General features: G+C 65.1%; 20 protein-coding genes. 15 read left to right on the forward strand and 5 right to left on the reverse strand.

The window, feature by feature from the left end; genetic code table 11:
- Positions 1-2,505 carry a UvrD-helicase domain-containing protein gene (locus CH283_RS24625; protein ID WP_094639525.1) on the forward strand — a complete coding sequence of 835 codons (2,505 nt, stop codon included), beginning with the start codon at positions 1-3 and terminating at the stop codon, positions 2,503-2,505.
- Positions 2,506-2,574: 69 nt separating this feature from the next.
- Here the strand turns inward: CH283_RS24625 and CH283_RS24630 are convergent, their stop codons facing one another.
- Positions 2,575-3,594 carry a M23 family metallopeptidase gene (locus CH283_RS24630; protein WP_094639526.1) on the reverse strand — a complete coding sequence of 340 codons (1,020 nt, stop codon included), beginning with the start codon at positions 3,592-3,594 and terminating at the stop codon, positions 2,575-2,577.
- A gap of 240 nt (positions 3,595-3,834) precedes the next feature.
- Here CH283_RS24630 and CH283_RS24635 point away from each other — a divergent pair, with 240 nt between their 5' ends.
- From CH283_RS24635 to CH283_RS24650, 4 genes are all read left to right on the forward strand, one after another.
- Positions 3,835-5,700, forward strand: a complete 1,866-nt coding sequence (locus tag CH283_RS24635; protein ID WP_094653738.1) for a hypothetical protein — start codon at positions 3,835-3,837, stop codon at positions 5,698-5,700.
- A 146-nt stretch (positions 5,701-5,846) separates the two neighbouring features.
- Positions 5,847-7,010, forward strand: coding sequence for an ADP-forming succinate--CoA ligase subunit beta (sucC, locus tag CH283_RS24640; RefSeq protein WP_032377331.1), 1,164 nt, complete (start codon positions 5,847-5,849; stop codon positions 7,008-7,010).
- 8 nt (positions 7,011-7,018) lie between these two features.
- Complete coding sequence (gene sucD, locus CH283_RS24645; RefSeq protein WP_068050146.1) at positions 7,019-7,930, forward strand: succinate--CoA ligase subunit alpha; 912 nt, start codon at positions 7,019-7,021, stop codon at positions 7,928-7,930.
- Positions 7,931-8,065: 135 nt separating this feature from the next.
- Positions 8,066-8,413, forward strand: a complete 348-nt coding sequence (locus CH283_RS24650) for a DUF2200 domain-containing protein (RefSeq protein WP_094639528.1) — start codon at positions 8,066-8,068, stop codon at positions 8,411-8,413.
- Positions 8,414-8,420: 7 nt separating this feature from the next.
- On the opposite strand, the gene CH283_RS28105 is transcribed toward CH283_RS24650, so the two are convergent.
- Positions 8,421-8,735 carry a hypothetical protein gene (locus tag CH283_RS28105; protein ID WP_141215354.1) on the reverse strand — a complete coding sequence of 105 codons (315 nt, stop codon included), beginning with the start codon at positions 8,733-8,735 and terminating at the stop codon, positions 8,421-8,423.
- Positions 8,736-8,808: 73 nt separating this feature from the next.
- Here CH283_RS28105 and CH283_RS24655 point away from each other — a divergent pair, with 73 nt between their 5' ends.
- Positions 8,809-9,267, forward strand: a complete 459-nt coding sequence (locus tag CH283_RS24655; RefSeq protein ID WP_094639529.1) for a hypothetical protein — start codon at positions 8,809-8,811, stop codon at positions 9,265-9,267.
- Between the two features lie 72 nt (positions 9,268-9,339).
- On the opposite strand, the gene CH283_RS24660 is transcribed toward CH283_RS24655, so the two are convergent.
- Together CH283_RS24660 and CH283_RS24665 are read right to left on the reverse strand one after the other, a co-directional pair.
- On the reverse strand, positions 9,340-10,350 hold the full coding sequence (locus CH283_RS24660) for a hypothetical protein (protein ID WP_094639530.1): 1,011 nt from the start codon (positions 10,348-10,350) through the stop codon (positions 9,340-9,342).
- A 7-nt stretch (positions 10,351-10,357) separates the two neighbouring features.
- On the reverse strand, positions 10,358-10,876 hold the full coding sequence (locus tag CH283_RS24665; RefSeq protein ID WP_094639531.1) for a hypothetical protein: 519 nt from the start codon (positions 10,874-10,876) through the stop codon (positions 10,358-10,360).
- A gap of 209 nt (positions 10,877-11,085) precedes the next feature.
- Here CH283_RS24665 and CH283_RS24670 point away from each other — a divergent pair, with 209 nt between their 5' ends.
- From CH283_RS24670 to CH283_RS24710, 9 genes are all read left to right on the forward strand, one after another.
- Entirely contained in the window at positions 11,086-12,309 is a 1,224-nt protein-coding gene (locus tag CH283_RS24670; protein ID WP_094639532.1) for an acyl-CoA dehydrogenase family protein, read from the forward strand.
- Positions 12,310-12,412: 103 nt separating this feature from the next.
- Complete coding sequence (sfnG, locus tag CH283_RS24675; protein ID WP_068050155.1) at positions 12,413-13,537, forward strand: dimethylsulfone monooxygenase SfnG; 1,125 nt, start codon at positions 12,413-12,415, stop codon at positions 13,535-13,537.
- A 95-nt stretch (positions 13,538-13,632) separates the two neighbouring features.
- Positions 13,633-14,844, forward strand: a complete 1,212-nt coding sequence (locus CH283_RS24680; protein ID WP_141215355.1) for a DUF5336 domain-containing protein — start codon at positions 13,633-13,635, stop codon at positions 14,842-14,844.
- A gap of 71 nt (positions 14,845-14,915) precedes the next feature.
- Positions 14,916-16,382: a cell division protein PerM gene (locus tag CH283_RS24685; protein WP_094639534.1), complete on the forward strand. Its 1,467-nt coding sequence runs from the start codon at positions 14,916-14,918 to the stop codon at positions 16,380-16,382.
- Positions 16,383-16,453: 71 nt separating this feature from the next.
- Complete coding sequence (gene purN / locus CH283_RS24690) at positions 16,454-17,077, forward strand: phosphoribosylglycinamide formyltransferase (protein ID WP_068050161.1); 624 nt, start codon at positions 16,454-16,456, stop codon at positions 17,075-17,077.
- Positions 17,074-18,627, forward strand: coding sequence for a bifunctional phosphoribosylaminoimidazolecarboxamide formyltransferase/IMP cyclohydrolase (purH, locus tag CH283_RS24695; protein WP_094639535.1), 1,554 nt, complete (start codon positions 17,074-17,076; stop codon positions 18,625-18,627). Before purN ends, purH begins: the two co-directional genes overlap by 4 nt.
- A gap of 290 nt (positions 18,628-18,917) precedes the next feature.
- On the forward strand, positions 18,918-19,646 hold the full coding sequence (locus tag CH283_RS28500; RefSeq protein WP_230596304.1) for an endonuclease domain-containing protein: 729 nt from the start codon (positions 18,918-18,920) through the stop codon (positions 19,644-19,646).
- Positions 19,647-19,762: 116 nt separating this feature from the next.
- Positions 19,763-21,148, forward strand: coding sequence for an ATP-binding protein (locus tag CH283_RS24705; RefSeq protein ID WP_094639537.1), 1,386 nt, complete (start codon positions 19,763-19,765; stop codon positions 21,146-21,148).
- The gene (locus CH283_RS24710) at positions 21,148-23,094 is read left to right on the forward strand and encodes a vWA domain-containing protein (RefSeq protein WP_094639538.1); all 1,947 of its coding nucleotides are present in this window, start codon (positions 21,148-21,150) and stop codon (positions 23,092-23,094) included. Before CH283_RS24705 ends, CH283_RS24710 begins: the two co-directional genes overlap by 1 nt.
- On the opposite strand, the gene CH283_RS24715 is transcribed toward CH283_RS24710, so the two are convergent.
- Entirely contained in the window at positions 23,075-23,665 is a 591-nt protein-coding gene (locus CH283_RS24715; RefSeq protein WP_094639539.1) for a DUF1707 SHOCT-like domain-containing protein, read from the reverse strand. The genes CH283_RS24710 and CH283_RS24715 overlap by 20 nt on opposite strands.
- Between the last annotated feature and the right edge of the window lie 25 nt (positions 23,666-23,690).

Consider the following 23,690-nt stretch of genomic DNA (forward strand, 5'->3'; position numbering starts at 1 on the left):
ATGAACACATTCCTCCAGGGCCTCCAATCCCGACAGAACACCTCGTCCGACACACTGCTGGAAGGTCTCAATCCCCAGCAGCGTGAGGCCGTCGTGCACACCGGATCTCCGCTGCTCATCGTGGCCGGAGCCGGGTCGGGCAAGACGGCGGTGCTGACGCGTCGTATCGCGTATCTGCTGGCCGAGCGAGGAGTGTCACCCGGCCAGGTTCTGGCCATCACGTTCACCAACAAGGCCGCTGCCGAGATGCGCGAGCGAGTCGCCGGACTCGTGGGACCGCGTGCGAACGCCATGTGGGTGTCGACCTTCCACTCGAGTTGCGTGCGGATCCTGCGCGCGCAGGCTGCGCTGCTGCCCGGTCTGAACTCGAACTTCTCCATCTACGACGCGGACGACTCTCGGCGACTGCTGACGATGATCTCCAAGGATCTGCAGATCGACACCAAGAAGTTCTCGGCGCGGCTGCTCTCGACGGCCATCTCGAACCTGAAGAACGAGCTGATCGGCCCCGACAAGGCAGCGGAGGACGCCGACGGCGATCCCGCCGAGCTCCCGCGGCTGGTGGCCAAGGTCTACGGCATATATCAGCAGCGGCTGCGCGCGGCCAACGCGATGGATTTCGACGACCTCATCGGCGAAACGGTGGGCATTCTGCAGGCGTTCCCCCAGGTGGCTCAGTACTATCGACGCCGGTTTCGGCACGTTCTGGTCGACGAGTACCAGGACACCAACCACGCCCAGTACATGTTGGTCCGCGAATTGGTCGGTACCCCCGACGCCGACGGTGCACTCGAGGGCACCGTCGCGCCGGGCGAGCTGTGTGTGGTGGGCGACGCGGATCAGTCCATCTACGCATTCCGTGGTGCCACGATTCGCAACATCGAGGAATTCGAGCGCGACTATCCCGACGCACGCACCATCCTGCTCGAGCAGAACTACCGATCGACGCAGAACATCCTCTCGGCCGCCAACGCGGTGATCTCGCGCAACATCGGCCGGCGTGAGAAGAAACTGTGGACCGACACCGGCGAGGGCGAGTTGATCGTCGGTTACGTCGCCGACAACGAGCACGACGAGGCGTCGTTCGTGGCCTCCGAGATCGATCGGCTCGTCGACGGCGGAGACGTGCGCTTCGACGAGGTGGCCGTCTTCTATCGAACCAACAACTCCTCGCGTGCGCTCGAAGAGATCTTCATCCGACTCGGACTGCCGTACAAGGTCGTCGGCGGAGTCCGATTCTACGAGCGCAAGGAGGTACGAGACCTCGTCGCGTACCTGCGGGTGCTGTCCAACGAGGACGACACCGTCAGCATGCGACGGATCCTCAACACTCCGCGCCGGGGGATCGGCGATCGTGCCGAGGCCTGTGTCGCCGTGCACGCCGAGCAACGAGACATCAGCTTCTCACGCGCATTGCACGACGCGGCTGCGGGCAAGGTGGCGTTGCTCAACTCGCGGCAGCAGAAGTTGATCGCGCAGTTCATGGAGTTGCTCGACGAACTACGTGCAGTGCTCACCGCCACCGACGGAGACGGCAACGACATCGCAGACATCGGTGATGTCGTCGAAGCCGTTCTCGACCGCACCGGCTACCGCGCAGAACTCGAAGCCAGCAGTGATCCGCAGGACGGCGCGCGCCTCGACAACCTCAACGAACTCGTCAGCGTCGCACGGGAATTCACCTCGGAAGCGCGTAATCAGGCCGCAGTGGCGGCAGAGGCTCTCGAAACCGGGGACGACGAGAACGGCGACGCGGACGGTGGCGTCGACGGGTTGGCCGAGCCGGGGTCGCTCGCGGCGTTCCTCGAGCGGGTCTCTCTGGTGGCCGACACCGATCAGATCCCCGATTCGGGTACCGGCGTCGTCACCCTGATGACGCTGCACACCGCCAAGGGTCTGGAATTCCCGGTCGTCTTCGTGACGGGTTGGGAGGACGGCCAATTCCCGCACATGCGGGCGCTCGGCGACCCCAACGAACTGTCCGAGGAGCGACGCCTGGCGTACGTGGGCATCACCCGTGCGCGGCAGCGGCTCTACCTCACGCGCGCGATCATGCGCTCGGCATGGGGGCAGCCGATCGCGAACCCGGAATCGCGCTTCCTGCAAGAAGTTCCGCAGCACCTGATCGACTGGCGACGCGAGGATCCGGGCACCGGGGGAGGCCGAGCCATCGGCGGGGGCAGATCCGGCAGCTACGGATCGGGTGGCGGATACGGCTCGAACAATTACGGCTCGAACAGCTACGGCTCCGGCAGCTACGGCTCCGGCAGCTACGGCTCCTCGAATCGCGGCCAGAGTTCGACGCCGAGTTTCGGTGCCGCCAAGGGGCGCAACTCCAATCTCGTTCTCGCGGTGGGGGATCGAGTCAGCCACGACAAGTACGGCCTGGGTACGGTGCTGGAATCGACCGGTGCCGGAGTCAAGGCGATGGTGTTGGTCGACTTCGGTTCGGCTGGTCGCGTGAAGATGATGCTCATCGGCGGCGTCCCGATGACCAAGCTGTAACAGAGCAGAGAACGCGAAAGCCGGACCCTGCAACAGCGGGGTCCGGCTTCGAGTCGAAAGCTGGTGTACTCAGTCCATCTCTGGGCCGAGGGAAATTCCTCGGGAAGCGAGCCACGGAAGCGGGTCGATCTTGACCTCGCCCGGAAGGTGGACCTCGAAGTGCAGGTGCGGGCCGGTGGAGAAGCCGCGGTTGCCCATCGTCGCGATTTGATCGCCTGCCATGACGTCCTGGCCGACCGTGACGGTCGAGGTGTCGATGTGGCCGTAGACGGTGATCGTGCCGTCGGCGTGCTGCACGCGAACCCACATGCCGAAGCCTGCGGCCGGACCGGAGTCGATCACCTTGCCGTCGGCGACGGCGTAGATCGGGGTTCCGATGGCGTTGGCAACATCGACGCCGGCGTGGAGAACGCCCCAGCGGGTGCCGAAGTTGGAGGTGTAGGTGCCCTGCGCCGGCAGTGCGAACAGCGGCCTGCGAGCAGCGGCTTCGCGGGCGGCGCGCTCTTCGCTGAAGCGCTGGCCCTTGGCGAGCAGGTCGTTGAACTGGCTCAGATCCACCGGCGCAGCGATGCTGAGGATCTGCGGAGCCTCCGACGGCGTCGCGCTGGACGAGTCGGCTTCGACCTCGGTGGTCTGCGGAGCGGTGGTGGCCGCGACTGCTGCCGCAGCGGGTGCTTCACCTGCGGCGAGTGCGTACTCGGAGGTGGCGACCGCGGTGGGTGCGTCGTCGTTGACGACGGCCTGGCCGGCCGCGACGACCGCACCTGCGGCCACGGCGAGAACTGCAGCTCGGCCCTTGAGTGCGGTGGGGGGAAGGGGGATGCGGTGCGCTCCGCCGCGACGGGCCACGGGGGTGGCGTCTGCAGTGGTGGCGAATGTGGTGACGACGGTCGGCGACTCGTCGGCTGCGACGTAGGCGGTATCTACGTACTCGGCCTCGGCGTACTGGTACGCGGGATAGGCGTACGCGTCGTAAGCACCGTTGTCGGCAGGCGCGGCAGCGGGCTCGTAGCTGTAGACCGTGGTCGCGTCTTCGGCCGAGGGTCGAGAGAATCTGCTCGATGTGAAGGACGCACGGTGTTGCTGCAAGACCTACAACCTCCGTTATCCGTGACCTGGCCGTTACTGAAAGACTCGGCAGACGGTAACGAAATGATTGCGAGGCGCGCAAGTTAACAGCCCAAACCGGCGGCATATGTGAGATGGCTCACAAGGCGACCAGCGGTTATGTCGTGACGGGCCACATTCGTAATCGGACACGAGAACACGTGGACGGCACACGGTGACAGTAACGGTTCTTGCATCGATCGAGCCGATACCGTGATCCGAGTGCCGACTCCCACCTTCGACGACTCGTCCGCCTCCGGCTCCGAGCGAGCGGAACCGCAGCGAATCCGACCCCAGGACGGAGAGTTCGGCCGAGCCGACGATCCGTCGCCCACTCCGCGCATCGCGCTTGCCGTCGCACTCGCTCTGATCGCTGCGGTTGCCGCAGTGGCGGCCCAGCTGATCGGCGTCGTCCGCAGCGCCGACGGTTCGCCGGTGGGTACCGGGGCAATGGCGGCCGCGATCCTGGCCGCTGCCGTCCCCGTCGTCGTTGTCCTCGGAGCCGCGGTGGGTGTGGTCGGCAAACGCGTCGAGTTCGCCGCAGCTCTGCTGGCCGGATACGGCGCAGTGGCACTCGGCCTCACGTTGCTCGACGTTGCCTTGCTGTCCGATCCCATCGATGCGAATCGGCTCGAGCTCTTCCGCCCGCTGAGCGCCGCCATGCTCGACGCGACCGCCGGTGCCTATGTTCTGCTCGCCGGTCACGCTGTGTCGGTGCTGGCGGGTATTGCGGGGTGGTCTGCGGTGCATCGCGCCGGGCTCGGTGACGGGTACGGCCATTCGGTGTATTCGGAACACGTGGGGCGCGCGGCGGCGGGGCGCGTCGGTCCGTTGCTCGCGACGCTGCTCGGCGCGTTCGGTGTGCTGGCGGCCGTTGCGGCGTTCGCCTCGCTGTACCGCTCGGCCGATCCGGTGGTGATCGTGACGGCAGTGGTGGAGTCGCCGGTGTTCGTAGCGGTGGGCTCCGGAGTCGTCGGTATCGCGGCGCTCGTGGTGGCTGCGTCGGCCCTGGCCTCCCTGTCGCCGCAGGTGGCGTCGGGTGCGGCCGTCGGTGCCGGGCTCGGCGTACTCGGTTTCGCCGGGGTCGGTCTGCTCGCTGGGCTGAGCACCGGAGCTCGGGTCGACGCCGGGCTCGGTGCCTATCTGGGAACGCTGGCGGGTCTCGGACTGCTGATCTGCGGCGCAGTGCTTGCACCCGTCGCTGCTGCGCGTGACCGTCGGGCGCTGGAGAGAGCGCAGCAGCGCGAGTCGGGTGCGCGAGGTGTCCGCGGTGTCGCAGGCCTCGGATCGACGAGGTGGCATGCCGCGGCCGGCAGCGTCGGCGTTCTTGCAGGTGTGCTGTTCGTCGTCGGATCGTTGTTGCCGATTCTGGAGACCGACTCGGGGATCGCCGTGCCTCAGATATTGGCCACTCGCGTGGTGATGGTCGCGGGGTTCGTGATGATTCTGGGTTCGGTGCCGCTGCTGTTCTCCGAATTCGCCTCGGCTGCGCGGCCCTTCGTCTCGATGTTCTGGCTCGGCGCGGTGGCCGCTGCGGCTGGGGTGCTGCAGTCGGTGGTGCTCGCCGAGGACGTGGACGGCGTCGGTGCCGGCATCGGCGCTCTGGCGATCATCGCGGGCGTCGTCGCAGCGGCCGCCACCGGACTACTGGCCCTGTTCGCCGGCTCGGCCGAACGCGACGACGTCGACACGTCCGCGGACGCATCAACCGACGGCGTGGTGCTCGGTACCGGCTTGTTCGGTGCAGCACTTCTCGCTGTGGGCCTGGCCCTGCCGCTGTATCGGGGCAGCGATTTCACTGCCGCCACCGTCACCGAATTTCCGTGGGGCTGGGACACCTGGGGGCAGATGCTGTTCGCCGTCGGAGTGATCGTGGCCGCCGTCGTCGCGGCGCGAGCTCGGGCCGCACGCGGCAGCGTCCTGCTCGGCGGAGCAGCCGTCGCAGGCATAGTCCATCTGGCGTCCTGGCCGCTGACATCTGCACGCGCCACCGATCCGGAAATGGGCCCTGCGGTGCTCCCGTTGGTGGCGGGAATCGTCGTTCTCGGTGTCGCCGCGGCACTTTCGGCCCGCCGCGCCGATCGGTGACGGCCGTTTCATCGAGCCGGTAGCGGTGAGATAGGCCACATAGCATGCATGCGCCCGATGCGCTGTCGAGACACCTGGATAAAGTCCATGCTCAGACCCGCTCACACCCCTGGAGCGGGCGTCAACGTAGACGAGACGGTGAGCTGATGGATCTCTTCGAATACCAGGCGAAGGAATTGTTCGCCAAGCATGGCGTACCCACCTCCGCCGGTCGTGTCACCGACACGGTCGCCGGAGCAACACAGATTGCCGAAGAAATCGGCAAGCCAGTAATGGTCAAGGCACAGGTCAAGGTCGGCGGCCGCGGCAAGGCCGGTGGCGTCAAGTACTCCAAGGACGTCGCAGCAGCCACCGAGAACGCAGAAGCGATTCTCGGACTCGACATCAAGGGCCATGTCGTCAAGAAGCTTCTCGTTGCAGAAGCCTCCGACATCGCCGAGGAGTACTACATCTCCTTCCTGCTCGATCGCACCAACCGCACCTACCTCGCCATGTGTTCGGTCGAGGGTGGCGTCGAAATCGAGGTGACGGCGGAGGAGAACCCCGACGCACTCGCACGTATCCCGGTCGACGCCGTCAAGGGTGTCGACCTTGCTTTTGCTCGTGAAATCGCCGAAAAGGGCAAGCTTCCCGCCGAGGTGCTCGACGCCGCTGCGGTGACCATCCAGAAGCTGTGGGAGGTCTTCATCAACGAAGACGCTCTCCTGGTCGAGGTCAACCCGCTGGTTCGCACCCCGGACGATCAGATCCTGGCCCTCGACGGCAAGGTGACGCTCGACGCCAATGCAGACTTCCGTCAGGCCGGCCACGCCGAGTTCGAGGACAAGGACGCAGCCGATCCCCTCGAGGCCAAGGCCAAGGAGAACGACCTCAACTACGTCAAGCTCGACGGACAGGTCGGCATCATCGGAAATGGTGCCGGACTGGTCATGTCGACCCTCGACGTCGTCGCATACGCGGGCGAGGCACACGGCGGCGTCAAGCCCGCCAACTTCCTCGACATCGGCGGCGGCGCTTCTGCCGAGGTCATGGCCGCAGGCCTCGACGTCATCCTCGGTGACGAGCAGGTCAAGAGCGTGTTCGTCAACGTCTTCGGCGGCATCACCGCATGCGACGCAGTAGCCAACGGCATCGTCGGCGCACTGAAGAAGCTGGGCGACGACGCCAACAAGCCGCTGGTCGTCCGTCTCGACGGCAACAAGGTCGAAGAGGGCCGCAAGATTCTCGCCGACGCCGCGCACCCGCTGGTGACGCTCGCCGGAACCATGGACGAGGGCGCCGACAAGGCCGCCGAGCTGGCAGCGAAGTAGAGGAAACAATGTCTATCTTTCTGAACAAGGACAACAAGGTCATCGTCCAGGGCATCACCGGCGGCGAAGGCACCAAGCACACCGCCCTGATGCTCAAGGCCGGAACCCAGGTCGTCGGTGGCGTCAACGCACGTAAGGCCGGAACCACGGTCAAGCACGTCGACGCCGACGGCAACGACATCGAACTCCCGGTCTTCGGCTCCGTCGCCGAGGCCATGGAGAAGACCGGAGCGGACGTCTCCATCGCGTTCGTCCCGCCGGCATTCTCCAAGGACGCCATCGTCGAGGCCATCGACGCCGAGATCCCGCTGCTCGTCGTCATCACCGAGGGCATCCCCGTGCAGGACTCCGCGTACGCGTGGGCCTACAACGTGGAGAAGGGCAAGAAGACCCGCATCATCGGGCCCAACTGCCCCGGAATCATCACTCCCGGTGAGGCTCTCGTCGGCATCACGCCCGCCAACATCTCGGGAACCGGCCCCATCGGCCTGGTCTCCAAGAGCGGCACGCTGACCTACCAGATGATGTTCGAGCTGCGTGACTTCGGCTTCTCGACCGCCATCGGCATCGGCGGCGACCCCGTCATCGGAACCACCCACATCGACGCCATCGAGGCGTTCGAAGCGGATCCCGACACCAAGATCATCGTCATGATCGGTGAGATCGGCGGCGACGCCGAAGAGCGCGCAGCCGACTACATCAAGGCCAACGTGACCAAGCCGGTCGTCGGCTACGTCGCAGGCTTCACCGCTCCCGAGGGCAAGACCATGGGCCACGCAGGCGCCATCGTCTCCGGCTCGCTGGGAACCGCGCAGGCCAAGAAGGACGCACTCGAGGCCGCAGGCGTCAAGGTCGGCAAGACGCCGTCCGAGACCGCTGCCCTCGCGCGCGAAATCCTGGAATCGCTGTCCGTCAAGTAGGACTCGCTTCTGTGAAAAGCCCGCCACCGACTTCGGTGGCGGGCTTTTTCGTGCGCGCGCCCCGGTTCGCGTCAATGGACCACTGCACACGTCTGGGCGCGGCAAAGTCACATTCACGCGGCGGGGTCTAGATTGATGCGCGTGCACAGGATCTTCACCACCGCCTTCAGCTCGGTCTATCCGCACTACGTGAACAAGGCCGAGCGCAAAGGTCGGACGAAAGCCGAGGTCGACGAGATCATCCGCTGGCTCACCGGCTTCGATCAGCCAACTCTCGAGCGCCACCTGAAGGACGACACGACGTTCGACGAGTTCTTCGCGGCAGCGGACCTCAACTCGAACGCGACCCTGATCACCGGAGTCGTCTGCGGCATTCGCGTCGAGAATGTCGAGGACCCTCTGATGCAGAAAATCCGCTACCTGGACAAGCTGATCGACGAACTCGCCAAGGGCAAGAAGATGGAAAAGATCCTGCGCGGATGATCCTTGCTCAGTAAATCGAATGAGTGAGAGTTGCGGTGTAGGTGTCGGCAAGCAGATCGCTGTTGGGCACCAAGATGTTCACCGTGGCCGTCCAACTCGTCAGGCACGCCACGCCCCCACCGGTTTTCGCGTTGACGGCGGTAGCCGAGAGCGGCACGTTGGTGACGCCAGGGGATTTCGCCAACAGAAGCAGGCAATTGGTCTCGGGAGCGGAGTAGGACGCGACCGGCGTGACGGTCCTACCAGTGTTTTGGCCTTGGAACGGCGAGAGGCTCACCGTAGAAGTCCAGTTACCGAGTACGTTGACCACGCTCAGACTCATGTTCCCGGTCCACGGCACCCCAGGAGTCAACGCACCCTGTCCGGCTTGTGCGATCAGTCCGCTGTTCGCCTGAATGTTCAGCAAGCTCGCGGCGGGTGCTGCAGCTGCGCGAGCGGCAGGCTCGGGAGATGGAACAGCGCTGATCGAGGTGGTGGCTATCGGATCCGACGTCGGCGTCGCAGTTGTCGATGACGCGCCCGTCGGCTCAGCAGTCACTGTGGTCGTCGGGACTGCCGTGGTCGTGGGAATTGCTGAGGTCGTCGGGGCTGCCGTGGTGGTGGGGGTCGATTCCATCGTCGGCAGAGCCGCTACCGTCACGGTGGGGGAAGTCGTCGTCGGCACGGTCGACACCGTCGGAGCCTCGGTGGATGCCGTCGGTGAGGTTGTAACGATCGGTGCAGAGGGTGTGCACTCGGCCGTCGGGATCGGTGTGGTGGTCGGTGCGATCGTGTCGGCTGGAACGGGGGTAGTCGTCGGCGTCGAGTCCAACGCGCATTGCGTTGTGGCGGTGGGTATTTCGGGGGAGGGCTGAGCCGACACCACCGGATCGACGGTGGCCGCAAGGACCACCGCCAATCCGACTGCCAATGTCAGACGTCGCATGTCAGCTGGTCTTTCGTCGCCGAATCACAATGAGTACCGCCGCCGCGACGGCGATGATTCCCAACGCAACGACCGCCCAGATCCAGGCTGGAGTACCCGACTCGGACGAGGAGTCTTGTGCGGCGACCGAGCCCTGGTCGGGGAAGGTGAGTTCGACGTTCGACGTCTTGTTCACCAACCCGCTCGTAACGGTGACTGCGGCCTGCCACGGCCCTGAGGGAAGAGCTGGGTCGAGCGTGAACGTGACGCTTCCTGATTGCCCAGGCGCGATGGACCCTCCCGAACCCTTCACCGGCGTACTGGAAATACCGCCGGGGCCACCGGAGAGCTCGACCGTGCCGCTCGGATCGAGAGCGCGGCCGCCGGTGTTGGTGATGTTCGCGACGACCTGTGGTGCACCGTCGTCGCTGCGAGCAGCGGTGACCCCATCTATGGACAGGTCGGCTGCGGGACCGTTCCCTGGACCTACCGACAGGTAGGTGCGAATCCCGACGCGGCTGACGTTCTGAATGCCGGTTCCCGTCGGTGCACCGGCAGTTTGCGCCCACACGACGGCGTACTGCTCACCTTCGGGGGCGTCGGGTGGAACCGCAATGGTCACCACCGCTTCGGCCGCCGAGTTCGGAGCCAGCGTGAGGTCTGTCGGCGTCACCGACATCCACGTCGTGAGCTCGTTGACGGCACGGTCGTCACCCACTTGGAAGCCGCCGTCGTCGGCGCCGATCGATGCGGCAGCGGGGTACAGAGTGACCGGTTGTTCTTGATTGCTGCCGTTGCTGACCTCGATGCGCCTGGTGATAGTGGTGCCAGGAGGCAAGTTGTCGATGATGTACGCCATCGCTCGTGGGTCGTCCTGTAGGGATACCGGCGCTTCGAGCAGTCGTATTCCGACGCTGCCCACCGGCGCCGGTTCGGTTGGCTGTTGAGCGGCAGCCGGAGCCTGGGCGACGATCGCTGAAGCGAACGTCAGTAGAGCCAGAACTCCGACTGCCAATCCCCGATTCGCAGTCATCTACAGATCAAGCCACCGAATGTGTGACGGTGCCCGTGTAGTCACCGGCAATGACATCGGAGGGCAGGTCGACCTCGACGGTGCCGGTCCAGGTGGCGGTATTGGAGCCGACGACTGCGGTAGCGACGACGACTGCCGTTGTGGTGTCGATGGCCTGTGGCAGCAGTACTCCGGCCACCGTCGAGATTCCCGTGCGTGCAGGCAGGAGCGGTGCCGAGTAGGTCACGGCGGTCGAGGGGATCGTTGCGGGGTCCGGTGAAGGCTTCTCGAAATCGGTGCTGAATGCCGACGCGGTCCAACCGTTGATTCCACGGCGCTGATCCGAGACGACGACCGGCGTAATTCCTCCGCTTGCAACGTCCCCGGTGACGGTCAGCGCTTGGCTTGCCGGCGCGGTGATGTTGAGTGCGCCTCCGAGCACTGTAAAGGTCAGGACGGTGTCGGCAGCGTTGGAGACGGCAGGCGAGATGACGGCAACAGCGAGAGCACCGGCGGCGGCGACGGTGGCGAAGAGTGACTTGCGCATGAGGGGCGTCCTAGGGGAGGGCGAGAGAGTTGTCCCGCCGGTTTGTGATGTGCAACACATTAATCTCCGCTGTTGATGACGCGTTACAAATTGCGGATAACTGTCACGGGGTCTTTTTTGGCGTCAGAAACGGACCTGGCACATAATTCTTGAAATCACGCTGATTCGAAGTGTGGTCCCGGGCTCGGAGCCGGACTTCACTGATCGTCATGACAACCACAGAAAATCGCGCCCTCACCAAGAACTGGCCCGACGCCCCCACCACTGCTGCCGGATGGATTTCCCGCGCGGGTGAGGTAGCTCAACTCCTCGCTGTCGATGCCGTCGCTCGCGACAAGGGCCGCGACATCCCCACCGCCGAGGTCCAGTTACTCAAGGACGCCGGCCTCGTCACCCTGCTCGGCCCCGTCGAACACGGTGGCGCAGGACAGGATTGGCCGACGGCATATCAAGTGATTCGCACCGTGTCGAAGGCCGACGGTTCCATCGGTCAGCTGCTCGGATACCACCTGCTGTGGTTCTGGGCCGCACGACTCGTCGGCACCCCCGAACAGATCGAGGCCGTCGAGGCAGACGCGACGAAGAACAAGTGGTTCTTCGGCGGTGCCGTCAACCCTCGTGACAACGACGTCGCCGTCACCGACGAGGGCGACACCATCGTGTTCGACGGTTCCAAGACCTTCTCCACCGGCAGCCGCGTCTCCGACGTCACCGTGCTCGAAGGTGCTCTCGAGGGCAGCACCGATCATGTGTTCGCGATCGTGCCGTCGAACATCGAGGGTCTGTCCTTCCACGACGACTGGGACAACATAGGCCAGCGTCAGACCGAGAGCGGCAGTGTCACCATCGACAAGGTTCGCGTCGACTGGGCCAGCGCAGCAGGATTCGTGGACAAAGCTTTTCAGCCCCGCGTCTACAACACCCTCAACGTTCCGACCATCCAGCTGGTGTTCGTCAACTTCTACCTCGGTATCGCGAGGGGCGCACTCGAGGAGGCCGCGTCGTACACCAAGGACAAAACCCGTGCCTGGCTGCACAGCGCCGTGGACAAGGCCGTCGACGAGCCGTACATCATCGACATCTACGGCGATCTGACCGCCAAGCTCTGGGCCGTCGAAGCTCTCGCCGACGCAGTTGCATTGGAGGGACAGAAGATTCACGACAACGCCTGGAACGTCACCGCCGAGGAGCGCGGTGATCACGAGGTGCGCGTCGCCGCCGTCAAGGCTCGCGCCACCGAGGTCTCGCTGGAGATCACCTCGACGGTGTTCGAGGCGCTCGGCGCGCGTGCGACGGCCAGCAAGTACGGCTTCGACCGATTCTGGCGCAACGTACGTACGCACACCCTGCACGATCCGGTCGCATACAAGCGACGCGAGGTCGGGCGCTGGGTTCTCACGGGCGAGCTGCCCGAGCCCACGTGGTACTCGTAGTCCCCACCTTTCTGCCCCGATCCGACCCCCGATTTCCGGATGTGCCATTCACACCATCTGAGCGCGTGGATGGCACATTGATCCGCCGAAGGATGACGCACACATGAGCACCGAAAAAATCACCGACGCGATCAAATTCGCATACTGGGTTCCCAATGTCTCGGGAGGCCTGGTCACCAGCACCATCGAACAGCGCACCAGCTGGGATTACGAGTACAACAAGAAGCTGGCGCAGACGGCCGAGAACAACGGATTCGAGTACGCCCTGAGTCAGGTTCGCTACGAAGCCAGCTACGGGGCCGAGTTCCAGCACGAGTCGACCAGCTTCTCGCTTGCGTTGCTGTTGGCCACCGAACGGCTCAAAGTCATTGCTGCAGTGCATCCCGGGCTGTGGCAGCCGGCGGTACTGGCCAAGCTCGGCGCAACCGCGGATCACTTGTCCAACGGCCGCTTCGCCGTCAACGTCGTCAGTGGCTGGTTCAAGGACGAGTTCACCCACCTCGGCGAGCCATGGCTCGAACATGACGAAAGATACCGTCGCAGTGCAGAATTCCTGCAGGTGCTGCGCAAGATCTGGACCGAGGACGACGTCGACTTCCGCGGCGACTTCTATCGGATCCACGACTTCACCCTCAAGCCCAAACCGCTGAACACTCCCGGTCGTCCCAACCCGGAACTGTTCCAGGGCGGCAATTCGTCTGCAGCGCAGGAGAATGCCGGACGGTACTCGGACTGGTACTTCAGCAACGGCAAGGATTTCGACGGCGTCACCGAGCAACTCGACAATCTCCGACGCGTCGCGCGTGATCACCAGCGTGAGGTCAAGTTCGGGCTCAACGGCTTCATCATCGCGCGAGACAGCGAGAAGGAAGCGCGAGACACATTGCGCGAGATCATCGAGAAGGCCAACAAGCCTGCCGTCGAAGGTTTCAAGGGAGCGGTGCAACAGGCCGGCAATTCGACGGGCGACAAGAAGGGAATGTGGGCCGACTCGACGTTCGAGGACCTCGTTCAGTACAACGACGGGTTCAAGACGCAGTTGATCGGCACCCCGGAGCAGGTGGCCGAGCGCATCGTGGCCTACCGTCGCCGCGGCGTCGACCTGATTCTCGGCGGCTTCCTGCACTTCCAGGAGGAGATCGAGTACTTCGGGGCGAAAGTCCTGCCGCTGGTTCGCGAACTCGAGGCCGCCGAGGCGAACGACCAGGAGTTGGTGGCAGCCCGCTGACCTTTCGGTTCCGTGATCGGTCGGGTCCGTGCAGTAGCGTGAGTTCTCGGACCCGACCGACCTGGGGTACGGACAATCTCAGATGAGGAGACGCGATGACCTACTCGCCCGGCGGCCCTGAAACAGGGGGCTCCAACTCTGGTGGCTACGGCGGAGGTGGCCCGTCCTACGGCCCGTCGTCCTCGCCGAATCAGCCGTCGTCCAACCCGCAGGGTCATCCAGGACAGAACCAGCCCTTTCACCAGCCGTCGGTGTCCAATCCCTTCGGCCCTCCGGTGCCGGGCACCTCGGCACCGGCCGGACCGGGGCCGGCCGCGTCCGGACGTAAGTCGCCCGGATCAGGACTGGCGAATCTGCCGAAAATTCTCACGTTCGTGATCCTCGGGCTCGGCGTCGTCACCTTCCTGCTCGGCCTGCTGGACCTCGTCACCGCCGAGGTCACCTCGTCTCAGGAACTGCCGAGCAGCATCCAGACGTCGTTCAGCACCACCTTCTTCGCCTCCGGCGGAAGCGCCGTGTCGGTTGCTCTGCTGCTGGCAGCGGGCTTGATCGCCGGTGCCTCGCTCATACAGAAGGACGCCAGGAACCAGGCCGTGGTTGCCGCCCTGGCGATCGCCGGCTGGCTGGTGCTGGTCTTCCAGTCGTTCAGTCTGCCCAGCGCAGAGGGCAACGAGTTCGCCAGCACCACCAGCTCGCTCGGTATCGGTGCGATCCTGGTGCTCGTCCTCGGCTTCGTCCAAGCAGCCGCCGCGGTGCTGGCACTGCTGCTCGACGCGGGCATCGTCAAGGCTCCGGCTCCCAAGCCTGCGGGCTACGGCAACCAGAATCAGCAGCCCGGATACGGCCAGCAGAACCCGTACAACGCGCCGACGACGTCGTTCGGTGGACCCTCGCAACCGCAGGCCTACGGCAACCCGCCGTCGTACGGTCAGCCTCAGGGAACCTCGTCCAACTTCGGTCAAGGTCCCAGCGGTCAAGGTCCCAGCGGTCAAGGTCTCAGCGGTCAAGCACCGAGCGGACAGGCGTCGGGTCAGCATTCCTACAACCCGGGTGGGCAGCCGCCGTACGGACAGTCCGCCCCCAACCCCTCGTCGCCCCAGGGCGGCTATGCACCGCCGCCGTACACCGGTCCGAGCGGGCAGGCCTATCCGCCGAACCAGTACCAGTACGGCCAGCCTTCGGGATACGGCCAGCCTCCGGCGAAGTCGGACGAGCCCGAATCGGGCGAGCAGTCGACGCCGTACGGCGCGCCCACGCAGTCGTTCGGTGCCACTCCTGCTGTGGACGACGAGAAGAAGCACGACTGATTCAGGCATCACAACCCACTTCGCGGCGCGCCTGACCGGCGCGCCGCGAAGATGATGCGACTCTCGTTGCGATGAGCGATCTATTGAACCGAGAGACGCGACGCGCGGCCGCCCGGGCTCCCCGCGCGAGCACCGGACCGACGCCCGATCAGTCGCGCATGCTCGCCGCAGTGGCCTTCAAGACCTCCGGACTCGTCGTGGTGATCGCGACGACCCTTGCTCTGGTCACCCTCGTCTCGGCCAACAGCGACCTCACCGGAACGCTCGGAGCGATCGCCGGTTCGTGGTTCGCCGTGCACCTGGTGCCCCTGAGTATCGGCGGCGCATCCCTCGGCGTCGCACCGCTGCTGCCGACCCTGATCATCGGCTGGTCCGTCGCTCGTACCGTCCACCACGCGGTGGACTCCGACACCGACCGTCGCGTGCTTCGGTGGATATTCGCGGCGTCGATGGCGGGCCCGCTCGCCGTCACCGCCATCGCTCTGGCCGTCGCCAAGGACGCGTCCACCGTCATCGGACTGTCCAGTCCCAATGCTCTCGTGGCCTTCTCCTGGGTCGCAGGCGTGCACGGGGCCGCATCCGGAACCGGTCTGCTCTTCGCGTGCTGGGACTCGGTGGTGATCCGCCGCGGACTTCCGGACTGGGTTCGCGCGCTCGTTGCGCCCTTCGTGCGCGTGCTGTCGATCCTCGCTGCAGGCGGGGCGGCGGTCGTACTGCTCGCCCTGCTCGTCTCCTGGGAGACCGCCGGCGCACTGCTCGAGAGCGGAGGCGATGTTGTCGGCATGCTCGGGCTGACCGTGCTGTCCGTGCTCTATCTCCCCAACATCGTCATCGGTGCACTCGCGGTGGCAACCGGTTCCACAGCCGGGTTCGGCGAGACGTCGGTCAGCCTGTTCTCCACCACCGGAGGACCGCTACCACCGCTGCCGATCCTGGCCGTCCTCCCCGAAGGATCGGCCCAGACGATCTGGGTCGTCATGCTCGTCGTCCCCATCGGCGCCGGACTGCTGCTCGGCCGCGACTGCGCCATCCGCAGCGCCGACATCCAGGTTGCAGTGTCCTCGGTATGGGTCGTGGCGGCCGCGGCCGGAGCGCTCGCAGCACTGCTCGGCTACGCCGCGGGCGGAAACCTCGGCACGTTCGGCACCGTCGAAGTCACCGTCTGGAGCTTCGGGCTGTTGACGTTCGCTTGGCTGGCCGTCGTCGGTTCCGCCTCCGCAGCCTTCGTCGTGTGGCGTCGAGCAGAACCCGAGCCGACTCGCGACGATCCCGCTCCGACTCCGGTACCTGTGGCCGAGTTGGCGATCGAACCGGCCCCATCCGAGCCTGACCCGTCCGAGACCGCCCCGTCCGAACCGGAGGACGACGAACAGACCGAGGTGGTCGAGGATGTCGTCGAGGCGGAGGTCGTCGACGACGTCCCGGCCGAGATGCCAGCGGCCGAAGAACCGGACGCGATCGTCGAGGCCGCTACCGCCGAACCGCTGGATGCCGAGGTCGTTGCACCTCCAGGAGACCGGGACGGACCTGCCCGGTAGAGCTCTGCGGCGCAGCGACTAGGCTTTCCGCTGGCTCGAACGATCCGCCTCGACAATTCAGGAGTAGTGCGCTGACTGCCTTGCGTGAGACACCCGCGCGGGTCGTCGTCCTCGCATCGGGGACCGGCTCGCTTCTGCAGTCGCTCATCTCCGCGACTGCTGCCGAGAGCTATCCCGCGCGCATCGTCGCCGTCGGAGTCGATCGAGAGTGCGACGCAGCCCGCCGTGCCGACGAGGCCGGAATGCCGAACTTTCGAGTCGGACTGAAGGACTACGCCGATCGAGCCCAGTGGGACATCGCGCTCACCGACGCCGTTCTGGCGCACGAGCCCGATCTCGTCGTCACCGCCGGTTTCATGAAGATCCTCGGCCCGCAATTTCTCGGGGCGTTCACCGGACGCATCGTCAACACTCACCCCGCGCTCCTGCCGTCGTTCCCCGGCGCACATGCTGTGCGGGACGCTCTCGACCACGGCGTCAAACTGACCGGTTCGACGGTTCATCTGGTCGATTCCGGCGTCGATACCGGGCCGATCCTGGCGCAGGAAGCCGTACCGGTTCTCGACGGCGACGACGAAGCTGCTCTGCACGAACGCATCAAGATTGTCGAGCGACGGTTGCTGGTCGACGTGATCGCAGCCGTGGCCACCACAGGTGTCACCTCCGATGGACGAAAGGCTCAGATAATCCGATGAGTGAACGTAAAGCAGTGCGCCGCGCGCTGGTCAGCGTCTACGACAAGACCGGACTGATCGAACTGGCGACCGGCTTGCACGGTGCGGGCGTCGCTCTCGTGTCCACCGGATCGACGGCGAGCAAGATCGCCGACGCCGGAATCCCGGTCACAAAGGTCGAGGATCTCACCGGATTCCCCGAGACCCTCGAAGGTCGCGTCAAGACGCTGCATCCTCGGGTGCATGCCGGCGTGCTCGCCGATACCCGTAAGCCCGAACACCTTTCGCAGCTCGAGGAACTGGGCATCGAGGCGTTCGAGCTCGTCGTGGTGAACCTGTACCCGTTCACCGAGACCGTCGCCAGCGGGGCGACGCCGGACGAATGCGTCGAACAGATCGACATCGGCGGACCGTCGATGGTGCGCGCCGCAGCCAAGAATCACCCCTCGGTTGCCGTGGTGGTCGACCCGGCCCGCTACGAGGACGTGCTCACGGCCGTGGCCGGTGGCGGATTCACCCTCGCCGAGCGGACTTCCCTTGCGGCACAGGCTTTTCAGCACACGGCCGCCTACGACGTCGCGGTGGCGTCGTGGATGAGCAATGTGCTGACCCCCGATACCGAATCGTCGTTTCCGGAATGGATCGGCGGAACCTGGGATCGCTCGGCCGTGCTTCGCTACGGCGAGAACCCGCACCAGGCTGCGGCGCTCTACGTCGATCCTGCAAGCTCCGGCATCGCGCGGGCGGAGCAGCTGCACGGTAAAGAGATGTCGTACAACAACTTCACCGATTCCGATGCAGCGTGGCGGGCGGCGTTCGATCATGCCGACCCCACCGTCGCGATCATCAAGCATGCCAACCCGTGCGGTATCGCTGTCGGCAACGACATCGCCGAGGCGCACCGCAAGGCCCACGCGTGCGATCCGGTGAGTGCTTACGGCGGCGTCATCGCAGCCAACCGCGAGGTCACCGTCGAGATGGCCGAGCAGGTGGCCGAGATCTTCACCGAGGTCATCATCGCGCCGTCCTACGCCGACGGTGCTCTCGGAGTGCTGCAGCGCAAGAAGAACATTCGTGTGCTGCTGGCGGAGGCGCCGTCCACCTCGGGCGTCGAACTCAAGCCGATCTCCGGCGGCGCACTGCTGCAGCAGCGCGACGTTCTCGACGCAGACGGCGACAATCCTGCCAACTGGACCCTCGCTGCCGGCGAGCCTGCCGACGAGCAGACCCTGAAGGATCTCGAATTCGCCTGGCGCGCAGGTAGGGCCGTGAAGTCCAACGCGATCCTGCTCGCCCACGACGGTGCGTCGGTCGGCGTCGGAATGGGCCAGGTCAACCGCGTCGATGCCGCCCACCTCGCCGTTCAGCGAGCCGGGGATCGCGTCGTCGGCTCGGTGGCGTCCTCCGATGCCTTCTTCCCGTTCCCCGACGGTTTGCAGGTACTGATGACCGCAGGCGTCAAAGCCGTTGTGCAGCCGGGTGGTTCGGTACGCGACAACGAAGTGATCGCCGCGGCGCAGGATGCAGGCGTGACGCTGTATCTGACGGGATCGCGACACTTCGCGCACTAGTGCCTGACGCCGAGCTCGAAGTTATGCAACCACATACCTCACTTTCGGCCGCATAACTGCGAACTCGACAATCTGTGGATGGATGAAAAGTTATCCACAGATCGCTGAGCGGGCCCTTTTCGAGGTGTCGACCCTGCCAGGGTTGAGCCATGGGGATTCAGGGCGGACCGTTTCGGGGTTCGCAGGCAATACGCTCGGGCGCTCTCAGCAGGCACGAGCTGAGTCGCAAATATGTGAGGGTCTTTCGCGACACGTATGTCTGCGACGGGACCATTGTCGATGCGCGAACAATGGCTATCGCCGCATCGATCTGCGTCGGCGATGGTGCCGTGATTGCAGGGGTCTCCGCGGCGGCAGTCCACGGCGCGAAGTGGATCGACCCGAGTACTCCTCCGAGTGTGTTGGCGACCGGGAGATCGCACCAGTTGCCCGGGCTCCGAATCCACCACGACGCGTTCGATACCGACGACGTCATGATCGCTCAGGGATTCGCGGTGTCCACACCCGTGCGCACCGGATTCGATATCGGTCGCTGGGTGCCGTCGCCGCTGTCGGTGGTCTTTCTCGACTCACTACTCGCCGCAACCTGCGTCGACGGGGAAGCCATACGTGCGTATGCGCTGCAGCGACCGGGCACCCGAGGCATCCGGCGCCTGTTCGGTGCGCTCGATGTCGTCGACTGCGGTGCAGAGTCGCCACAAGAGACGCGCACCAGATTGCTTCTGGTCGAGGCGGGGCTCCCGAAGCCCGAGACTCAAATCGAAATTCGTGACAGTTCGAACAGATTCGTGGCACGCATCGACATGGGGTGGCGTCGTTGGCGGGTGGGGGTGGAATACGAAGGCGTTCACCACTGGCTCGACGAGCGTCAGCGGACCCGTGACATCGAGCGGTTCGAGGATCTCGATCGTGCCGAGTGGCAGATCGTCCGCGTCAATTCCGAGCAGATGCGGCTGCGACCGCACGAGGTGGTGGCACGCGTGCGGGCAAAGCTCCGCGCCGCGGGTGCCCCGGTGTAGCGAGGTCGCACTTATGCGGGCGATTTGTCCAGTTCAGGTGGCATAAGTGCGAACTCGACGGAACCACAACCGACGACTCGATGGCAGCTTTCGGCAAACGCTCGTAGCGTGGAGAAGTGACCTCTACCAAACCTGGCATCTCCACTCTCGGCGAACTCAAGGCATCCGGACATCGGCAGCGGTCGATCAAGGAAGAGTTGCGGGAAAATCTTCTGAAGGCATTGCGCGACGGCACAGATCCGTGGCCGGGGATCGTCGGATTCGGCTCGACGGTGTTGCCGCAGTTCGAGCGCGCGATTCTGGCCGGTCACGACGTGGTTCTGCTCGGCGAGCGCGGTCAGGGCAAGACGCGACTGCTGCGCACCCTGAATTTGTTGCTCGACGAGTGGGTGCCGGTGATCGCCGGAGCCGAACTGGGCGAGCATCCATACGAGCCGATCACTCCCGCCAGCATCAGGAAGGTGAAGGAACTCGGCGACGACCTTCCCGTCGAGTGGCGGCATCGCAGCGAGCGGTACGCCGAGAAGCTCGCGACCCCGGATACCTCGGTGGCCGACCTCGTCGGCGACGTCGATCCGGTGAAGGTGGCCGAGGGCCGCAGCCTCGGCGACCCGGAAACCATTCACTTCGGCCTGGTCCCGCGTAGCCACCGCGGCATCGTGGCGATCAACGAGCTCCCCGACCTTGCCGAGCGCATCCAGGTGTCGTTGCTCAACGTCATGGAGGAGCGCGACATCCAGGTCCGCGGCTACACGCTTCGTCTGCCGCTCGACGTCATGTTGGTCGCGAGTGCGAACCCCGAGGACTACACCAATCGCGGACGCATCATCACCCCGCTCAAGGACCGTTTCGGAGCCGAGATCAGGACTCACTACCCCCTCGAACTCGACGCCGAGGTGGCCGTCATCGAGCAGGAAGCGGAGCTGCAGGCCGCAGTCCCGACCTATCTGCTCGAGGTGTTGGCCCGATTCACCCGACTGCTGCGCGAGTCGCCGTCGGTGGACCAGCGCTCCGGCGTTTCCGCCCGATTCGCGATCGCCGCAGCCGAAACCATCGCTGCCGCAGCCGTTCACCGCGCCGCGATCCTGGGGGAGGCCGAGCCCGTGGCCCGGCCGGTGGATCTCGGCACCATCATCGAGGTGCTGCGCGGCAAGGTCGAATTCGAATCCGGTGAAGAAGGCCGCGAAATCGAGGTGCTCGAACACATGCTGCGCCGCGCGACCGCGGATACCGTTCGAGCACACCTCGGCGGCATCAATCTCGCAGCTCTGGTGACGGCAGTGGAGACCGGCGAACCGATCGTCACCGGCGACCGCATCACCGCCAAGGCGCTGCTCGACGAGCTGCCCGACGTCGAGGTCATCGGCGACATCCACGAGCGGCTGAACGCTACCTCGGACGGGGAGAAGGCGGCCGCCGTCGAACTCGCTCTCGAGGGCCTCTACCTGGCGCGTCGCATCTCCAAGGACCCCGACGACGACGGTCAGACGGTGTACAGCTGATGCGTCGCTCCAGATACGGGCGGTATCACGACGGTCCGGATCCCCTTGCGCCACCGGTGGATCTGCGCGAGGCGCTCGACGCGATCGGCGAGGACGTGCTCGAGGGCGCGTCACCGCGTCGGGCATTGCAGGAGATGCTGCGTCGCGGGACGAAGAACATGCGCGGGCTCGACGACCTGGCTGCGCAGGCCGCGAAGCGTCGTCGAGATCTGTTGAAGAAGAACAACCTCGACGGCACGCTGCAGGAAGTACGTGAGCTGCTGGACAAGGCGGTGCTCGAGGAGCGCAAGGCGTTGGCGCGTGCCCTCGACGACGACGCGCGCTTCCAAGAGATGCAGATCGGCGATCTGTCTCCGTCCACTGCCCAAGCGGTGCAGGAACTTTCGGACTACGACTGGCGTTCGTCCGAGGGTCGCGAGAACTACGAGAAGATCAAGGATCTGCTCGGACGCGAAATGCTCGATCAGCGTTTCGCGGGCATGAAGCAAGCTCTCGAAGGTGCCACCGAGGAGGACCGTCAGGCCATCAGCGACATGCTGAAGGACCTCAACGAATTGCTCGACGCCCACAACAAGGGCGAGGACACCGACGAGCAGTTCGAGAAGTTCATGGACAAGCACGGTCAGCATTTTCCGGAGAACCCCGAGAATGTCGACGAGTTGTTGGACTCGCTCGCCCAGCGGGCGGCAGCGGCGCAGCGGTTGCGCAACTCTCTGACGCCCGAGCAGCGGGCCGAGCTCGATGCGTTGGCTCAGCAGGCCTTCGGCGACTCGAATCTGCTGAACCAGCTTGATCAACTCGATCAGAATCTCCAGCAGGCCCGGCCCGGTGAGGATTGGGACGGCTCGCAGAACTTCCGCGGCGAGAACGGTATGGGACTCGGCGACGGTACCGGCGCGCTCCAGGACATCGCAGATCTCGAGAACCTGGGAAATCAGCTCTCGCAGCAGTACAACGGTGCCGCACTGGACGACATCGATGCCGACGCCCTGCTGAAGCAACTCGGGCCCGAGGCGGCGGCCGATGCCAGAATGCTCGCCGAACTCGAAAAAGCGCTGCAGCAGCAGGGTTTCATGGACAAGGGTGCCGACGGGCAATGGCGTCTGTCACCCAAAGCGATGCGTCAGCTGGGGCAGTCCGCGCTGAAGGATGTCGCAGGAAAGCTGTCTCGACGCGGCGGCGAGCGGGACACTCGCAAGGCGGGTGCTATGGGCGAGCCGACGGGAGCATCGCGGGCGTGGGAGTTCGGCGATACCGAACCGTGGGACGTGACCCGTACGGTCAACAATGCGGTACTGCGTTCAGCGGCAACAGGATCGGGCTTTCCGGTGCAGCTGCAGGTGACCGATGTGGAGATCAGCGAGACCGAGACCAGAACGCAGGCCGCGGTTGCATTGTTGGTCGATACGTCGTTCTCGATGGTGATGGACGGCCGCTGGGTGCCGATGAAGCGCACGGCACTGGCTCTCAACCATCTGGTCAGCACCAGGTTCCGAGGGGACGATCTGCAGCTGATCGGATTCGGCAGGCACGCACAGACATTGACGGCGTCGGAGCTGGCGGGATTGGACGGTGCCTACGATCAGGGCACCAACCTGCACCACGCACTGATGCTGGCAGTACGTCACCTGCGGCGTCATCCCAACGCACAGCCGGTGGTGTTGATCGTGACCGACGGTGAGCCGACTGCTCATCTCGAGCCGGACGGCCATGCGTATTTCGACTATCCGCCGTCGTCGAAGACTCTGGGATTGACTGTGCGGGAGCTCGATACCGTCGCGAAACTCGGTGCGCAGGTGACGATCTTCCGGCTCGGTGACGATCCCGGCCTGGCCAGAGTTGTCGACAAGATGGCCGAACGAGTGGGTGGACGGGTCATCGCGCCGGATCTGGACGGATTGGGTGCGGCAGTGGTGACCGACTACCTCAAGCGTCGGCGATCCTAAGTTTGTCGGGGTCCTTGATCTCGACCGACACCCCACCCCAGAACGCGAAGCCGGTGACGACCACGCGCGGTGCGCCCGGGTGCGCCGCGCTCACGTGCTCGAATCCGCCCATGATCCCCATGCCGCGGACCTCGACGCTCACTCCGGGCGGCACGGTGACTTCGATGCCGCCCATGATGGCCACGCAGTTGATGGTGGTTTCCTCGGCGGAGAACGATGCACGGCGTAGGTCGAGTTCGATGCCACCCCAGAAGGCGAACGCGTCGATGCGCGCCGCCGCGGTCCACTCTCCTTTACGCATCGCACCGCTCATGATGGCGATCACGCGGTCGTTCGCGGAGCCACCGGATGGCGCACGTGCGGGAGGCGGAGACAGGACCAGGTCCCCGGTCAGTACGTCGAGTTCGCCGTAGGTCTTCGCCCGGTACACCGCTGCCGTGCGTTCGTCGTACTCGGTGATGGTGAGTTGGCCGTTTGCGAAGGCGTCGCTCAGCAGCTGCGCGACCAGATTCCGGTCCGCATCGGCCGCGCGAATCCGGCTTCGATCTCGGTCTGGCAGATGATCGCTCACCGCCCGGACCCTACCTGCGTGAGGG

The sequence above is a fragment of the Rhodococcus sp. 05-2254-2 genome (assembly GCF_002259095.1).
GTDB lineage: Bacteria > Actinomycetota > Actinomycetes > Mycobacteriales > Mycobacteriaceae > Rhodococcoides.

Bases quoted from the DNA above. Each gene is read 5' to 3' on its own strand.
- CH283_RS24665 (WP_094639531.1), bottom strand. From the start codon at position 10,876: ATGCGCAAGTCACTCTTCGCCACCGTCGCCGCCGCCGGTGCTCTCGCT.
- CH283_RS24680 (WP_141215355.1), top strand. From the start codon at position 13,633: ATGACCTACTCGCCCGGCGGCCCTGAAACAGGGGGCTCCAACTCTGGT.
- CH283_RS24625 (WP_094639525.1), top strand. From the start codon at position 1: ATGAACACATTCCTCCAGGGCCTCCAATCCCGACAGAACACCTCGTCC.
- purH (WP_094639535.1), top strand. From the start codon at position 17,074: ATGAGTGAACGTAAAGCAGTGCGCCGCGCGCTGGTCAGCGTCTACGAC.
- CH283_RS24660 (WP_094639530.1), bottom strand. From the start codon at position 10,350: ATGACTGCGAATCGGGGATTGGCAGTCGGAGTTCTGGCTCTACTGACG.
- CH283_RS24710 (WP_094639538.1), top strand. From the start codon at position 21,148: ATGCGTCGCTCCAGATACGGGCGGTATCACGACGGTCCGGATCCCCTT.
- CH283_RS28105 (WP_141215354.1), bottom strand. From the start codon at position 8,735: ATGAGTCTGAGCGTGGTCAACGTACTCGGTAACTGGACTTCTACGGTG.
- CH283_RS24670 (WP_094639532.1), top strand. From the start codon at position 11,086: ATGACAACCACAGAAAATCGCGCCCTCACCAAGAACTGGCCCGACGCC.
- sucD (WP_068050146.1), top strand. From the start codon at position 7,019: ATGTCTATCTTTCTGAACAAGGACAACAAGGTCATCGTCCAGGGCATC.
- CH283_RS24650 (WP_094639528.1), top strand. From the start codon at position 8,066: ATGCGCGTGCACAGGATCTTCACCACCGCCTTCAGCTCGGTCTATCCG.
- CH283_RS28500 (WP_230596304.1), top strand. From the start codon at position 18,918: ATGGCTATCGCCGCATCGATCTGCGTCGGCGATGGTGCCGTGATTGCA.
- sucC (WP_032377331.1), top strand. From the start codon at position 5,847: ATGGATCTCTTCGAATACCAGGCGAAGGAATTGTTCGCCAAGCATGGC.
- CH283_RS24685 (WP_094639534.1), top strand. From the start codon at position 14,916: ATGAGCGATCTATTGAACCGAGAGACGCGACGCGCGGCCGCCCGGGCT.
- CH283_RS24655 (WP_094639529.1), top strand. From the start codon at position 8,809: ATGTTCAGCAAGCTCGCGGCGGGTGCTGCAGCTGCGCGAGCGGCAGGC.
- sfnG (WP_068050155.1), top strand. From the start codon at position 12,413: ATGAGCACCGAAAAAATCACCGACGCGATCAAATTCGCATACTGGGTT.